General features: G+C 68.9%; 13 protein-coding genes. 8 read left to right on the top strand and 5 right to left on the bottom strand.

Annotation, left to right across the window (positions count from 1 at the left end; translation table 11 throughout):
* Positions 1-115: 115 nt before the first annotated feature.
* Together murJ and NI17_RS19900 are read right to left on the bottom strand one after the other, a co-directional pair.
* Positions 116-1,843, bottom strand: a complete 1,728-nt coding sequence (gene murJ / locus NI17_RS19905) for a murein biosynthesis integral membrane protein MurJ (RefSeq protein WP_068693582.1) — start codon at positions 1,841-1,843, stop codon at positions 116-118.
* Positions 1,844-1,954: 111 nt separating this feature from the next.
* The gene (locus tag NI17_RS19900; protein WP_234402114.1) at positions 1,955-4,387 is read right to left on the bottom strand and encodes a DUF6049 family protein; all 2,433 of its coding nucleotides are present in this window, start codon (positions 4,385-4,387) and stop codon (positions 1,955-1,957) included.
* 386 nt (positions 4,388-4,773) lie between these two features.
* Here NI17_RS19900 and NI17_RS19895 point away from each other — a divergent pair, with 386 nt between their 5' ends.
* From NI17_RS19895 to NI17_RS19860, 8 genes are all read left to right on the top strand, one after another.
* On the top strand, positions 4,774-6,252 hold the full coding sequence (locus NI17_RS19895; RefSeq protein WP_068693586.1) for a CCA tRNA nucleotidyltransferase: 1,479 nt from the start codon (positions 4,774-4,776) through the stop codon (positions 6,250-6,252).
* 996 nt (positions 6,253-7,248) lie between these two features.
* Entirely contained in the window at positions 7,249-8,373 is a 1,125-nt protein-coding gene (locus NI17_RS19890) for a sensor histidine kinase (protein ID WP_119268207.1), read from the top strand.
* Positions 8,370-8,792, top strand: a complete 423-nt coding sequence (locus NI17_RS19885; protein ID WP_068693588.1) for a roadblock/LC7 domain-containing protein — start codon at positions 8,370-8,372, stop codon at positions 8,790-8,792. Before NI17_RS19890 ends, NI17_RS19885 begins: the two co-directional genes overlap by 4 nt.
* A gap of 38 nt (positions 8,793-8,830) precedes the next feature.
* On the top strand, positions 8,831-9,196 hold the full coding sequence (locus NI17_RS19880) for a DUF742 domain-containing protein (RefSeq protein ID WP_068693590.1): 366 nt from the start codon (positions 8,831-8,833) through the stop codon (positions 9,194-9,196).
* Positions 9,171-9,767, top strand: coding sequence for a GTP-binding protein (locus NI17_RS19875; protein ID WP_068693592.1), 597 nt, complete (start codon positions 9,171-9,173; stop codon positions 9,765-9,767). The genes NI17_RS19880 and NI17_RS19875 overlap by 26 nt, the downstream gene beginning before the upstream one ends.
* 16 nt (positions 9,768-9,783) lie before the next feature.
* On the top strand, positions 9,784-10,113 hold the full coding sequence (locus NI17_RS19870; protein ID WP_068693594.1) for a hypothetical protein: 330 nt from the start codon (positions 9,784-9,786) through the stop codon (positions 10,111-10,113).
* Between the two features lie 25 nt (positions 10,114-10,138).
* Complete coding sequence (locus NI17_RS19865) at positions 10,139-11,371, top strand: styrene monooxygenase/indole monooxygenase family protein (RefSeq protein ID WP_147417023.1); 1,233 nt, start codon at positions 10,139-10,141, stop codon at positions 11,369-11,371.
* A gap of 43 nt (positions 11,372-11,414) precedes the next feature.
* Positions 11,415-12,641, top strand: coding sequence for a styrene monooxygenase/indole monooxygenase family protein (locus tag NI17_RS19860; protein ID WP_119268205.1), 1,227 nt, complete (start codon positions 11,415-11,417; stop codon positions 12,639-12,641).
* Positions 12,642-12,674: 33 nt separating this feature from the next.
* Here the strand turns inward: NI17_RS19860 and NI17_RS19855 are convergent, their stop codons facing one another.
* From NI17_RS19855 to NI17_RS19845, 3 genes are all read right to left on the bottom strand, one after another.
* Entirely contained in the window at positions 12,675-13,487 is an 813-nt protein-coding gene (locus tag NI17_RS19855; protein ID WP_068693845.1) for a hypothetical protein, read from the bottom strand.
* A 66-nt stretch (positions 13,488-13,553) separates the two neighbouring features.
* Positions 13,554-14,858 (bottom strand): MFS transporter, encoded by a 1,305-nt coding sequence (locus tag NI17_RS19850; RefSeq protein WP_068693847.1) that lies wholly within the window; start codon positions 14,856-14,858, stop codon positions 13,554-13,556.
* Between the two features lie 18 nt (positions 14,859-14,876).
* Positions 14,877-15,587, bottom strand: a complete 711-nt coding sequence (locus tag NI17_RS19845) for a hypothetical protein (protein ID WP_068693850.1) — start codon at positions 15,585-15,587, stop codon at positions 14,877-14,879.
* Positions 15,588-15,598: the final 11 nt, after the last annotated feature.

Genomic DNA, 15,598 nt, shown 5'->3' with positions numbered 1-15,598 from the left:
GCGGGCCCCGCCGTAACCAGGAGACGCGGGTCACCCGGGTCCGGGAGACGGACGTAGGAGCACCGGGGGGAGGGGTTCCCGGTCTCCGCGGAGCGTGGGAAACCCTCCCCGGGGGTCAGCCGCGGCGCAGGCGGGACCTGACCAGATCCGTCGCCGACCGCAGTTCCTCCACGCGCAGCAGTCTGGCGAAGAGCAGGAAGACCGGCAGCGCCAGGAGGCAGCCCACCACCGGAGCGCCGATGTTGACAGCCGGGCCCGGTCCGAACCACCCCCGGAACAGTTCCAGGACGCCCCAGCCGACCAGGACGCTGGGCACGGTCGCCAGGTACAGCCGCACCAGCGTGCCCACGATGCGGCGTCCGTCCAGACCGCCCAGCCGACGGCTGAGGACAGAACCTCCGATGAGCAGGCCGACGAGGAAGGAGCACATGAATCCACCGGCCACACCGACAACCACCAGTTGGGACGGCAGCAGCCAGGACGCGGCCAGCGCCAGCGCGCCGTGCACCGCGATGTTGCCGACACCGAGGAACGCGGGGGTACGGGTGTCGCCCAGCGCGTAGAACACCCGGAGCATCAACTGGAAGACGGTGAAGGGCAGCAGCCCCAGGGACATGACCATCAGGACGTTGCCGATGTTCGCGGCGTCGCTGTCACCGGTGTTGCCGTGGGCGAACAGCAGTACCGCGACCTCGGTGGAGTACAGCGAGACCGCCAGTGACAGCGGAACCAGGACCAGCGCGGAGACGCGGAGGGTGCGGGAGAACCCGGCGCGCACCTCGTCCCACCGCTCGTCGACGGCGAACGCGCTCATCTGCGGCAGCAGCACCGTGATCAGGGAGACCGCGATGATCGCGTAGGGCAGTTGGAAGAGCTGGTAGGCGTAGCTGTAGGCGGTGAGCCCGGCGCCCGCGTCCGCTCCGCTCTCCACGCTCGCCACGTTCGCTCCGGTGGCGATCTGGGAGGTGATCACGAAGCCCAACTGGGTGGTGAGGGTGTACAGGAACATCCAACCGGCCGTGCGCAGCGCCTCGCCCAGCCCCGAGCCGCGCAGGTCCAGCCGCGGACGCCACCGGTAGCCCGACCGCCACAGCGACCCCAGCAGGACAACCGTCTGCAGGAGCATGCCGCAGCTGGTGCCCGCTCCCAGGAGGATCTTGTCGGCGGTGGTCACGGTCTCCACCGAGTCGCCGGTTCCCACGAGCAGGAACAGCACGCCGACGGCGATGATCACGAGGTTGTTGAGCACGGGGGCCCAGACCGGCGCGCCGAACTTGTTGCGGGTGTTCAGCATCGCGCTGATCAGGCCGCTCATCCCGACGAAGAAGACCTGCGCCAGCAGGAACCGCGCCAGGTACACCGACACCTCGGCCTGGGCGGGCAGGAAGTCGCTCGCGTACAGCTGGATCAGGGGCCTGGCGAGGAGGATCGCGGCCGCGGTCACCACGAGCAGCAGCACCGCGGCGCCGGTGAACAGCCGGTCCTCGGTGGCCTTGCCGCCGTCGGTGTCCAGCTTGCGCCGCCGTACCAGGAACGGCACGATCACGCTCGCCATCAGACCGCCGATGAGCAGGTCGTTGATGATGAACGGAATGGTGTTGGCGACGTTGTAGGCGTCGCCGAGCAGTTGGGTGCCCAGGGCTGCGGCGAGTACGACGGTGCGGAAGAACCCCGTCACCCGCGACACCATCGTTCCGACCGCCATGACCATGCTGGAGCGCATCATGCCGCCCCGCGCCGAGGACTCCTGGTCCGACGGCGCCGAGGTGGCGGAGTCGGCTGTTGGGGGCCGCCCTGGGTCGTCGGTGTGGTCGTCGCTGTCGTTGGTGATGTCGGTCGCCACCGGCGTGGCTCCTTTCGATGGTGTCGACGGGCGAACCGCCGACGCCGCGGCGTCGTTGCGGGAAGGTCTCGTCGTGGCGGATGTCAGCGCCGGTCTCTGAGGCCGCGTGGCTCAGGAACGGGCGTCCTCGGCGTCTTCCCCGTCCCGTCCGGTACTGGTCTGATCCCTGCCATTGTGGTGCATCGTGTCTTCGTCGCCGTCAACGCTGACCGCGGTCGGTCCGTCCTCGTCGGGAAGCGGACCCGCCCCGGCGACCGCGGCGCTCCGTGCGCGGTCGCGCCGCCACTTGCGTACGGCGCGCGGGGTCAGGGCGGTGACCAGGACCAGCGCGGCGACACCGCTGATGACCAGTGCCCCGCTGCCCAGTCCGGTGGCGTTGACCGGGATCGTTGTCTGCTCGTCGGTGATCGGTTCACCGTCGGCGTTGTGCAGGTTCAGGTGCAGCACGGTGCGGCCGTTGACGGTGGCCGAGAGCGGTACGTAGACGGTGGTCTTGCCGCCGGGACCGATCTCCATGGACTTGGTGTAGTCGCCGATCGACAGGCGTTCGGAGTTCTCCGAGAAGATCGACAGGTGGACGGTCACCGAATGGTCGCTGAGGTCGTTGGCGACCAGTACGCCGAGGGTGCCGTTCTTGCTGGCCAGGGTGATGGGGTCACCGGGGATGACGTGGATCTTGGCCTTGCTCTCCTGCACGGCCCGGTCCACCCGGTCCAGCACGGTCCCGGCGTTCTCGTCGTCGCCGCGCCACCAGGCCGACTCCAGGCGCAGCACCGCGGGGCGGAACGGGTCCTCGTCCTCGGTCAGAACGCTGTTGAACAGCCGTACCTGGCGGCGGATGCTCCGCACCCGCTCCAGGTGGTCGGTGTCGAGTTCGGAGTCGGCGGCCTTCCGGGGGTAGGTGAGACCCTGCCGGTCCTCGGCCGTGTCGGCGTCGGTCCGCACGTCGGTGAGGGAGACCGCGGACAGCCACGGCAGGTTCTCGGTGGCGTCGAGCAGTCCGGTGGCGTAGTCGGCGCTGGGGTTCCAGTCCTGCGGTGGCGCCAGGATGACGGTGCGGTCGGTGCCGGGGGCCTCGGCGGCGATCATCGCGGTCTCCGCGGCGAACCGCTGTTCGGCGAGAACGGAGGAACCGGGGGTGTGGGTGTCGGCGCCCAGGACCCGGGTGAGGTCGCTGTCGACGACGAGGGCGGTTCCCTCCTCGCCGCCGGGGAGTTCCAGGGGGGCCGCGCCGGTGGGGGTGCGACCGAGCCAGTTCTGCGCGGGCATCGCCGACTCGTCGAGGAGGAAGGTGGTGGCGCCGTTGTCGTACAGGAAGTCACGGGTGGCCTCGTCCATGACGCCGTCGGCGGGCCAGGCGAGTTCGGTGTCGGCCTCGCGGCCCAGGAGATCGGCCACGGTGGACCTGCCCAGTCCGACCGACGTCTCGGCGTCGCGGGTGAGATCGGCGCCCAGCAGGGCGGGAAGGTCCGGGTTGGCGTACGGGACGGCCAGCAGGGGGTCCTCGGCCAGCCACAGCCGCGCGTGGGCCAGCCACACCTGCGCGTCGATGCTGGCCTCGTGTTCCTCCAGGGCGGGACCGGATTCGGTGGCGTTCGACAGGGACCAGTAGCTGCTCTCGCCGAGGCGCTGGATGTCGTGGAGGAGCGCGGGGTCGACCGCCCAGGTGATGGGCACCGGGTCGGCGGGGCTGGGGGTCTCCTCCGGGGTGGGACCGGGCTGCGCCTCGGCGTCGGGGGCCTCGGTGGGGGAGGCGGACGGACTGGCCGAGGGGGAGGCGGCGGGGTTCGGACTCTCCGTGGCTTCCTCGTCGTCGGGAACGGAGGTGGGGCCGGTGTAGGTCGAGTCGATCTCGCCGTCCTGGGCGCCGGTGGTGAGCAGGCGGCCCAGGCGCCCGTCCTCGGTCAGTTCCGTGGCGAGGCCGGCATCGAGATAGGTGTCGTCGTCGGCGCGCTGGGGACTGTCCATGAGCGGCCACACCCAGGAGACCCGGAGCTTCTCGGTCTTCTCGGTGCCGGTGTAGGGCAGGAAGGTGTGCACCTTCCCGAGCTCCCCCTCCTGACCGCTGGTCGCGTCGATGGTCAGCGGGTAGACCCCGAATCCACCCTGCAGGTTGAGGTCCTCGGCGTCGGCTTCGAGCTCGAAGGAGATCGCGGAGCCGGGGGGCAGGTCCGTGTCGATGGTGGCCGAGGGGCCTGACTGGTAGGGCTCGGTGGCGGAGCCGTCGGCGTGCCGTTCCAGCGCGTCCCGGTCGGTCAGCGGGTAGGAGTTGTAGCGCATCCGTACCGTGATGTCGCTGAGGGGGGCGTCGGTGGTGTTGGTGACCAGTCCTCTGACCGTGACGGTGTCCTTCTCCCTGACCGCCCTGGGGGCGATCTCGGATATGGCCAGGGCCGGGGGCTCAGCGTCTTCGGTCGGCAGGACCGTCGCGGTTCCGGGCACGGTCGCGGCCTCGGCCGAGGGGGTGGGCTGGAGCGGGGTCAGTGCCGGAAGCACCGCCAGGGCGGTGGCAACGACCGCGCCCAGGTGAGCAATTCGACGCACGCCTCTGGTTCTTCCGAATCGTTGGACGGTCGGCTGGAGTCGCCGCACGGGTGGCTCCACAGAATAGAAGAGTCCCCGAACGGTCGCGATAAACCACGGGACAGAGCCCGATGGGGACGTTCTCCGTCGACCGTCACGGACGGCCGTGGAGGAAGAACAGGCGCGGTCGGAGAACGCGTCCCGTCCGAAACGACGATACCCGTTGAACTTTTCCGGGACGGCGGATGAGAGAAGACGGACAGGACCGGAAGGGGGGCGGCCGCGTTGCTGGGCGGGCCGGTCCACTTCGCGGGCGCCGAAGGTGACGGGGATGCCGTGCCGCCGTCCCCGCAGTGGAAGCGCGGTCGATTCGCCATGGTGGAGTGTGCCACCTAGTCTCTGTGCCTGTGTCGAACAGTGCGCTTCCGGATCGAACCCCTGAGTCCCAGACCGCCGAGGTCACGCTGACGGACGAGCAGCGGTCCGCGGTGGCCTCCCTGTTGCGTTCTGTCGGCTCGGTCGTGGCCGAACTGGGTGAGCGGTTCGCCGCGGCGGGGCACGAACTGGCGATCGTCGGCGGTCCCGTCCGTGACGCGATGCTGGGGCGTGCGGTGCACGACATCGACCTGACCACCGACGCGGTTCCGCAGCGCGTCCTGGAGTTGGTCGACGGCTGGGCCGACGCGGTGTGGACGATCGGGATCGAATTCGGCACGGTGGGGCTGCGCAAGAACGGGCAGCAGGTTGAGATCACCACCTACCGGAGCGAGTCGTACCAGGTCAAGTCGCGTAAACCGGAGGTCAGCTACGGCGACTCGCTGTACGGGGACCTCGTTCGTCGCGACTTCACGGTCAATGCCATGGCGGTGCGGCTGCCCGGCGGCGAGTTCGTGGACCCGTTCGGAGGTCTGGCGGATCTGGCCGACCGCAGGTTGCGCACGCCGGGGAGGCCCGAGGACTCGTTCAACGACGATCCCCTGCGGATCATGCGCGGGGTGCGGTTCGCGGCGCAGTTGGGATTCACCCTGGACGAGGGGGTGCGCGCCGCCGCGGCCGCGATGGCGGAGAGGCTGCGGATCGTCTCGGCCGAACGTGTCCGCGACGAACTCGCCAAGTTGATGCTGAGTCCGAATCCGCGGGTCGGTGTGGCTCTGATGACGGACCTGGGGGTGGCCGAGTACGTGCTCCCCGAGATCCCGAAGCTGAAGCTGACCGTTGACGAGCACCACCGGCACAAGGATGTCTACGAACATTCCCTGACCGTGCTCGACCAGGCCGTCGACCTGGAGCGGGCTCGCGGCATGGAACCCGATCTGGTGTTGCGGCTGGCCGCGCTGCTGCACGACATCGGCAAGCCCAAGACCCGTTCCTTCGAGCCGGGAGGCAAGGTGACCTTCCACCACCACGAGGTGGTGGGCGCGTCGATGAGCAGGAACCGGTTGAGCGCGTTGCGTTTCCCCAAGGACGTCGTCAACGACGTCAGCAAGCTGGTCTCCCTGCACCTCCGGTTCCACGGTTATGGCAGGGGCGAGTGGACCGACTCCGCGGTGCGCCGCTATGCGCGCGACGCCGGTCCGCTGCTGTCGCGGTTGCACATCCTGACCCGTGCCGACTGCACCACGCGCAACCGGCGCAAGGCCGCGGCGTTGGCCCGCGCCTACGACGACATCGAGCGGCGTATCGAGCGGCTGGCGCAGGAGGAGGAGCTGTCCAGGATCCGTCCGGATCTCGACGGCAACGAGATCCAGGAGGTCCTGGAGATCGGTCCGGGACCGCTCGTCGGGCAGGCGTGGCGGTTTCTTCTGGAGTTGCGCCTGGAGAACGGTCCCATGGGCAAGGAGGCCGCGGCCGAGGCGCTGCGCCGCTGGGCGGCCGAGCGGGAGTGAGGGCCCCGCGGGATCGCGGGGTCAGGATCGCGGATGCCCCCCTTGGTCCGCGCCGCGTGTCCGGGATGCGCCTGCGCCGTGGCATGTCGGGACAGGGGTTGGAGTCCCGTGGTCGCGGAGGGGCGAGCCGGTTCTGGGAGCGCTCCTATGAGCGGGCGTGGAGAACCGAGACGAGTTACTGACCAGTGTTCTCCCTATTGTGCCCTTGCGCTCTGTGATCTTCCCAGTAAGAAGTATCGCTGAGGCTGTGAACCTGTGGAGCGGGAGAACCGGGGTGCCGGCTCCTCTTGCTGGAAAGACATTTCCTGAGGATGATCTCCATCACGTGAGGCGAGGGAGTGCGCTGTCCTGGTCGTCCTCCGGGGCTCTCGAAGGAGCGCGGCAGGAGGGCGGGGCGATTCTTGTTACGAAGCGTGACTATTCAAGAAATGGAATATCTTTTCCGTACTGCGGAATAAATTGAAAACATCTCTCTGAACTGGGGTTATCTCGGTTCCTGAGGTGGCGTCTCCGGAGGGCCCGCGTGGTGAAAGCTCCCCGACCAGCTCTCGAAAAAATCCCATCAGTCCTGCTAGGGTCACCCATCATCCTGTTTCCCACGGTAGCCCCGTTTCCGCACAATGGGTCTCCATTGAGAAGCAGAGGATGACCGGAAGGTTGGATGAACCTAAGTGGTGTCACTGAGCGTAAGGGGATGGCGTGACAGGTCAACCCTCCGACGGAGGAGACGCATACCCGCCGGGAACCTCGCCCAGGAGCGCTGAGGAGGGCAGCCGGAACCAGGCACGTCTCAGGTCCTGGTGGCGCAGGCTGACAGGAGCCCGGCCGCACCCCGAAGCTCCCCCGGCAACTCCCGACACACGGGTTTTCCCGGACCCCTCGGCCACGCAGGAGCCCGCTCCGGCCGAACCGCGGAGCGGACCCGGGTCCGCCGCCCAGCAGTCGTCCGGGGAGGATCCCCAGAACCTGCTGCCCACCGCGCTGGCGTCCCTGGCGATGCGCGATCTCACGCTCGTCGACTCGCTGCTGGCCTTCGTCGAACGCCTCGAGCGCCAGGAAGAGGACCCCGAACAGCTCGAAGTGCTGTTCCAGATCGACCACCTCGCCACCCGCATGCGGCGCAACGGTGAGAACCTGCTGATCCTCGCGGGCCACGGAGGACAGAACAAGCACGCCGAACCGGTCATGCTGCTCGACGTCGTCCGCGCCGCGATGTCCGAGGTCAGCGAGTACACCCGGGTCCGCTCCCAGGAACTGCCCCAGGACGTGGCGATCTCTCCCGAAGCCGCCGACGACCTCAGCCACCTCGTCGCCGAACTGCTGGACAACGCCACCGCCTACTCGTCCGCCAACCTTCCCGTTTCCGTCCGGGGGCGAATGAGTGAGGACGGAGCACTCCTGCTCGAGGTCATCGACGACGGAATCGGCATTCCGCAGGACCGCCTGGACCAGCTCAACCAGTGGCTCGCCACCCCGCCACAGCTGAGCGAGGACGTCATCCGGCACATGGGCCTCTACGTCGTCAGCAGACTCGCCGCCCGCCAGGGCGTCAACGTGCAACTGCAGACCCGCCCCTTCAGCGGTACCACCGCCTACGTCCACGTTCCCGCCACGCTGGTCACCACGACGTCGGCCGTTCCCCGACCCGTGCGCCCCCCGGCCGAAGTATCGCCCCTCCCACCCATCGGTCAGCGTGGTCCCCGCCCCAGCCTTCCGTCCACCACACAGAAAGGACCGAACGGACTGCCCCGCCGCGAGTCCAAACGAAACCGCAGGGCGGCCGCCGACACCAGACCGCCCAAGCCCCAGAGGGACAGACCGGAACCATCCACCGCACCCACCGCCAACAGCGGCGAACTGTGGGAACTCCCCCAACGCCGTCGCACCGCGGACCCCCCGCGCCACCGTGGGGACGAAGCGGAGGAGACGGTGCCGGTGCACGGCAGGCATCCCCAGAAAGCCGCCCCCGAACCCTACGCGGGTCAGCCACCAGGTTTCGCCGAACGCATTCGCGCCGATCTGGACGGGCTCCTCAGCGGACAGTCGGAGGCAGCCCAGGAGATCGCCGCCAGGAGTGAGGGGAACCGCACCTCAGGTGCAGAAAGAGCGATGGAGAAATGACCGATTCCCGTTCTGAGGTAGAGAAGTTCAACTGGGTCATCGACAACTTCGTCCGTGACGTTCCCGGCGTGAACCATGCCGCGGTGGTCTCGGCCGACGGGTTGCTGCTGGCGCGCTCCCAACAACTGCCGTTCGAGGAGGCCGAGCAGTTGGCCGCTGTGGCCAGCGGGATGCTCAGCCTCGCCCAGGGCACGTCACGCATGTTCGACCAGGGTGAGTTCGAGCAGACCATCGTCCGCATGCGACGCGGCCACCTCTTCCTGACCTCCATCGGGGACGGATCATGCCTGACCGTCCTGGCCGCCAGCGACTGCGACATGAAGATCGTGGGCTACCAGATGGCGCTGCTCGTGGAGAACACCGGGCACGTGCTCACCCCCAAACTGCGCGGTGAACTCCGCGAAGCGATCCTCAACTGACGGCGGCCGAAGATGACCACCTGGGAAAGGCGCGCAGCATGATCCCCACGCCACCGCCGGGAGCGAGTCGGCGGGTCCGTTCCTACGCCCTGACGCTGGGACGGACCCGACCCTCCCTGCCCCTGCTGCTCGAGACCCTCGTCACCGCGTTGGATCCCGGCCCCGGCGGTCTCGCCGGGATGACGCCGGAGCAGCGGAACATCTACCTGGCCTGCACCGAGTCGCGGTCGGTCACCGAGATCGCCACGTCGGTCCAGTTGCCCATCGGTGTGGTACGGGTGCTCATCAGCGACCTTGCCCAGCAGGGCAGGGTGGAGATCCACCGCACCGTCGGCAGCGGTTCGCAGGCGGACACCGAACTCCTGGAGAGGATTCTTCATGGGCTTCACGCCATCGCCGGGTAGCGCCCCCAAGAAGGTGTCGGCGAAGATCGTCGTGGCCGGCGGCTTCGGGGTCGGCAAGACGACACTGGTCGGCTCGGTCTCCGAGATCCCCCCGGTCAACACCGAGGCGATCATGACCCAGGCCAGCGTGGCCTACGACGATCTCTCCAAGACCCCCGACAAGCAGACAACCACCGTCGCCATGGACTTCGGTCGCATCACCATCGCGCGCGACCTGATCCTCTACCTGTTCGGCACCCCGGGACAGGCCCGGTTCTGGTTCATGTGGGAGGACCTGACCCGCGGGGCGATCGGCGCGGTCATCATCGTCGACACCCGCCGTCTGGAGGACTCCTTCCAGGCCATCGACTACTTCGAGAAGTACACCGATCTGCCGTTCCTGATCGCGGTCAACCACTTCGAGGGCGTGCCCCTGCATCCGGTCGAGGACATCCGCAGCGCCCTCGCCCTCGACGACGACGTGCCCATCGTCGTGTTCGACGCCCGCGACCGGCGGCAGTCGGCGGGAGTTCTGGCGAAACTGGTGGAGTACACCATGAACTTCGACGCCGATCCGGCGCTGAGCCGGTGACGTCTCCGGGAGACGGATGCGCGGGATTCCGATCGTCGGTGCCGGGCAGGGGATGCGGTCGGCCCTGGAGCTGCCGCGACACGACGACGCCACGGTCATGACCGAACGCACCACGGGAGAGGCCGCGTCCGGACACACCGCACCGGTCCGGTTCCCCCTGGGAGGCCAACCGGAGTGGGAGTGCGCCCACGGCCAGGACCCGTGGGAGAACGAGGCGCCCCCGCTCCGGGGGCACCGTCCGCGTGATGACGGCCCCCGAGGCTTCGACGACCCCGCCGACCTGATGAGCTGGTTCGGCGACGAGAAGGTGACCGGGGCCTTCCTCGCCGAGGCCGCCGGAAGCTGAACCGGTGACGAACAAGGGGGACAGGATGCGCAGGATTCTGATTGTCGGTGCCGGGCAGTCGGGGCTGCAACTCGCCCTGTGCCTGCTGCAGCACGACTACGACGTCACGATCATGACCGCGCGCACCGCGGGCGAACTCGCGTCGGGACGCGCGGTGTCGGTGCAGACGCTCACCAGCGACCAACTGGAGTTGGAGCGCGCCTACGGTCTGGACCTGTGGGAGAACGAGGCGCCCCCCATCCGGGGCAGCCGGTTGAGCAGTGACGGAAGCGACGGCGGGCCGGCCTACGAGTGGACGGGCTACTACCGGCGGCCCGCGCAGTCGGTGGACGAGCGGGTGAAGATGTCGGTGTGGCTCGACCTGTTCGAGCGGATGGGTGGCCGGGTGATCGTCCATCCGGTCACCACCTCCGATCTCGACCACCTGGTGTCGATGTACGACCTGACCGTCATCGCGGCGGGCCAGTCCGGCCTGGCCGAGATGTTCCCGGTCACCCACGAGTGGACCAGCCGGGGCATGCCGGGGTTCCTCGCGTCGATCGCCTACGTCACCGCGGTCGAGGACGACCCCTACGCCGACATCCAGACGGGCGGGTGGATTCCCGGGGTCGGACACCTGCTCAGCACGCCCAGCTACTCGCTCAACGGCCCCTGCCGGCTGCTGAGCATCAACGGCCCGGTCGTCGACGGGATGGCCATGCTGTCGTGGCCGACACGGATGCGGCCCCGGCAGCAGTTGGACCTGATGCTGGAGGCGATGCGGGAGCCACTGCCGCACCTGTACGAGGTGTACAAGGACGTCGAACTCGTCGATCCCAAGGCGGTGGCCATGGACCCCGCCGTTCCGCTGGTGCGGGACCCGGTGGCGACGCTGCCGTCGGGCGGCAGGGTGCTGGGTATCGGCGACACCCTCATCGTCTCGTCCCCCGGTTTCGGGCAGGACGCCAACAACGAGTGCCGCAGCGCCGACATCTACCTCAAGGCCATCCTGGAGCACGGCGACCGCCCCTTCGACGAGGACTTCATGCGCGCCACCTTCGCCGAGTTCGACGCCTTCGCCCGCCCCTTCTACAGCGACCTGGTCGTCCTCATCACCACGATCCCGCCACACGTTCGCGAGGTGTACGAGGCGGCCAACACCTGTCAGGCCGTGGCCGACCGGTTCGTCGAGGGCTTCAACGATCCCGCCGACATGATGAGCTGGTTCGGCGACGAGAAGGCGGCCCGTGCCTTCCTCGCCGAGGTCGCCGGAGGCTGACCGGAGCGCGAAACACTGGGTTGGACACGCGGGAAGGAACAGGATGCGCAGGATTCTGATCGTCGGTGCGGGGCAGTCGGGGCTGCAGCTCGGATTGTGCCTGCTGCAGCACGACTACGACGTCACGATCATGACCGCGCGCACCGCCGCGGAGGTCGCCTCCGGTCGTGCGGTGTCGGTGCAGATGCTCACCAGCGACCAACTGGAGTTGGAGCGCGCCTACGGTCTGGACCTGTGGGAGGGCAGGGCTCCCTCCATCCGGGGCAGCCAGATCACCGGCGAGGAGAGCGACTGGTGTCCCGCCCACAACTGGACCGGCTACTTCAGACGGCCCGCGCAGTCGGTGGACGAGCGGGTGAAGATGTCGGTGTGGCTCGACCTGTTCGAGCGGATGGGCGGCCGGGTGATCGTCCATCCGGTCACCGCCTCCGACCTGGACTACCTGGTGTCGATGTACGACCTGACCGTCATCGCGGCGGGCCAGTCCGGCCTGGCCGAGATGTTCCCGGTCACCCACGAGTGGGCGCAGTACGGCATGAGCGGCTTCCTCGCGTCGATCGCCTACGTCACCGCGGTCGAGGACGACCCCTACACCGACATCCAGTCCGGTGGGTGGATTCCGGGGGTCGGCCAGTTGACCAGTCTGCCCAGCTACTCGCTCAACGGCCCCTGCCGGCTGCTGTGCATCGGCGGATCGACCACCGACGCGATGGCCTCGTGGCCGACACGGATGCGGCCCCGGCAGCAGTTGGACCTGATGCTGGAGGCGATGCGGGAGCCACTGCCGCACCTGTACGAGGTGTACAAGGACGTCGAACTCGTCGATCCCAAGGCGGTGGCCATGGACCCCGCCGTTCCGCTGGTGCGGGACCCGGTGGCGACGCTGCCGTCGGGCGGCAGGGTGCTGGGCATCGGCGACACCCTCATCGTCACCGCCCCCAGCTTCGGGCAGGACGCCAACAACGAGTGCCGCAGCGCCGACATCTACCTCAAGGCCATCCTGGAGCACGGCGACCGTCCCTTCGACGAGGACTTCATGCGCGCCACCTTCGCCCGGTTCGAGGAGTTCGCCCGCCCCTTCTACAGCGACCTGATCATGATCCTCAGCATGGGGGAACCACACGTCCGCGAGGTGTACGAGGCGGCCAACACCTGTCAGGCCGTGGCCGACCGGTACATCGAGGGCTTCAACGATCCCGCCGACATGATGAGCTGGCTGGGTGACGAGAAGGCCACCCGTGCCTTCCTCGCCGAGGCCGCCGGAGACTGACCGGAGAGCCCGCCACGCGGTTGCGTGGGAGATTCAGAGCCGGGCGTCGAACCAGGCGGCCAACTCCGTGTCCACGACCTTGGCATACGGCGACTGCGGGGCCACGGCGGCGTCCGACTCCTCGACCAGCGCGTGTGCCAGGTCGGGAACCGTGACGAACGCGGCGTCCAGAGCGTCGCGCAGCAGGGCGGCGTCACGGCGGAACTCGGTGTGGTCGCGGTCGCCACTGACCAGCAGCGTCGCCGAAGGAGAGACGCGGTCGGCGAGCTCGGCGGCCCGGGCCACGAAATCCCACCGGTCGGCGGCCTCCTCGGCCTCGGACGTCCAGGGATAGCCCATCCCGAACTCGCGTTCCGCGACGGCGACCAGGCTCCGCGCGGTGACCGCCGGATTGACCAGCGCCACCGCGGTGACCGGAACCGCCGTCTCGGCCAGCGCGGTCAACGCGACCGCGCCGCCCAGCGAGCCGCCGACCAGCCCGAGCGGTCCCGTGGCGCCCAGTTCCTCGCGCAGCCCCGACACCACCCCGGGAAACTCCCGTACCGCCTGTCGCACGATCGGCACGTGCAGATTCAGCAGCGGATCGGTGAGCGCCTCCCCCATGACGGCCTCGACGTCGTCGGGGGTGCGCGCTCCGTGCAGTGGCAGGTCCACGAACACCCGCCAGGCGCCCGACCCCGTCAACGGCAGCGTGGCGGCCATCTCCTCGGCCGAACGCGGCGCGTCCACCATGTGCCAGACGACGATCAGGGGTGCGGCCCCGGTGCCGCCCTCGGGCGGCAGAGCCACGTAGGGAACACCGGCAACCGTGCCGGTGTGCTGGTTCGGCCGATCGGGAGCGGACATGGGAACTCCTCCTGTGGACTCGCGACACCTGCAATCATCCACACCGAACCTGACAACCTTTGGCGGTTATTCGGCGGGAACCGAGGATTCCTGCTCCGAGGCCGTCCCCCTCCGTTCCGGGACAGTCCAGCACAGAGCCATCCCCCCGTATCCGACGGCCATCGCCAACACCACCGGAACCGACACCCCCGACGGGGGAACCGTCAGCGCGGCGACGGCCGCGGCGGCGACGAACGCGGCGTTGAAGAGCATGTCGTAGACGGAGAAGACCCGGCCCCGGTAGGCGTCGTCGATGTGCCGTTGGACCAGCGTGTCAACCGTGACCTTGACCCCCTGGGAGACCACGCCCAGGGCGAAGCCCGCCACGGGAAACACCGTGGCGTCGAAGGGAAGCCCGAACACCAGCAGCGCCCCCGCTCCGGCGGTCAGCAGCGCGGCGATCCACGTCCGTGCGCGCATCCGCTCCCGTGCCCACGGGGTGGCGACCGCGCCGACCAGGAAACCCACGGCGGAGGCCGCCATCGTCACGCTGAACGAGGCGAATCCGGCCACACCGCCCTCGGTGAAGGTGTTGTTGTACAGCAGCAGCGTCATGATCGTGGAGACGCCGAACAGGAACCGGTGCCCGGCGATCGTGGCCAGGCCGTCCCTGGCGGGACCGCGCCGCCAGATGTGCCGGGCGCCGTCGGCCAGACCTGCCACGACGCCGCTCAGCGCCGCCCGCACCCGGGGAGGTGCGGCGGCCAGGTCCGGGCCCAGTTCGGTGCGGCCGAGCGTCGTGGCGACCAGTCCGGCCAGGGCGAAGCCGACAGCCGCACCGAACAGGATCAGCGCGGTGCCGCCGGAGCCGTCCCCGCCCACCAGGCGCAGTCCCGCGCCCGCACCCGCACCGAGGAACGCGGCCACCGTGCCGCAGGTGGGAGTGACCGCGTTGGCCATGACCAGTCGGTCCCGCGACACCACGTGCGGCAGTGCGGCCGACAGCGCGGCGAGGAAGAACCGGTTGACGCTCAGCAGCAGCAGCGCCGCGAGCAGGAACGGCGCCCCGTCCGACCCGACTGCCACCAGTCCGGCCGTGGCCGCCGCGAAACCCGCTTTGACCAGGGAGGACAACAGGAGGACCTGGCGTCGTGCCCAACGGTCGATGAACACTCCGGCGAACGGTCCCACAATGGAGAACGGCAGGAGCAGAACGGCGAAGGCCGCCGCCACCGCTCCTGCCGTCGTGTGCTGTTCGGGGCTGAAGAAGACGTACCCGGCCAGTCCGGCCTGGTAGACGCCGTCGGAGAACTGCGAGACCAACCGGGTGCCGAAGAGTCTGCGGAACCGGGGGCCGCGCAGCACCTCGCGCAGATCACCGTGGAAGGACACCCGAACAGGGTAGGCCGGTCAGTACCTGGTCAGCACACCGTCCGCAGTGCTGATCATGCCGTTGTCCCATTCGGTGGCCACGCCGACGTACAGGTTGTCGCCGTCCACGATGAAGTGGAGGTAGCCGAACGGGGTGCAGGTGCCGTCGCCGTCGTCCATGGTGAAGTACTCCAGGTCGGCGGTGTCCTCGGTGTTCGAGGTGGTCAGGATGTCCCACCGGCACGTCATGCCGTTGTCCATGTACAGGTCGGCTCCGCCGAGGCTCTCCCCGGCGACCATGTGGACGTCCAGGTTCCAGGTGGACACCACGTAGCCGTCCGGGTCGTACTGCGTCATGGTTCCCGTCCAGCTGCCGTCCATGTCCCCGGGGAACTCACCGGTGGTCAGCTCCTCGTTCGGGGTCTCGGAGACGTCTTCGGGGATCTCCTCGGGAATCCACTCGGAGTCGTCCTGGAGGACGTCCGGGGCCTGCTCGGAGGTGCTCTCCTGGGGACGTGGGGAGTCGGCCACCTGGCCGCCGCCCGAGCGGTTGCCGCCCAGGGCGAACACCATGACGATCGCCACGATCAGGCCGATGATGACGACACCGCCGACGGCGAGCAGGACGATCCCCGCCGAACTCCGGCGCGGTGGCGGAGGAGGAACGGGAGAGTACTGAGGGGGGTAACCGCCGTCCTGCCACTGTGGTCCCTGGCCCGGCGCAAAGGGAGGTTGTTGGGAATAGTTCACGGACGTGCCGT

This window comes from Thermobifida halotolerans, from assembly GCF_003574835.2.
In the GTDB taxonomy this organism is placed as follows: domain Bacteria; phylum Actinomycetota; class Actinomycetes; order Streptosporangiales; family Streptosporangiaceae; genus Thermobifida; species Thermobifida halotolerans.
The sequence above is the reverse complement of the archived record's forward strand: the minus strand, read 5'-3'. Positions and strand labels throughout refer to the sequence as shown.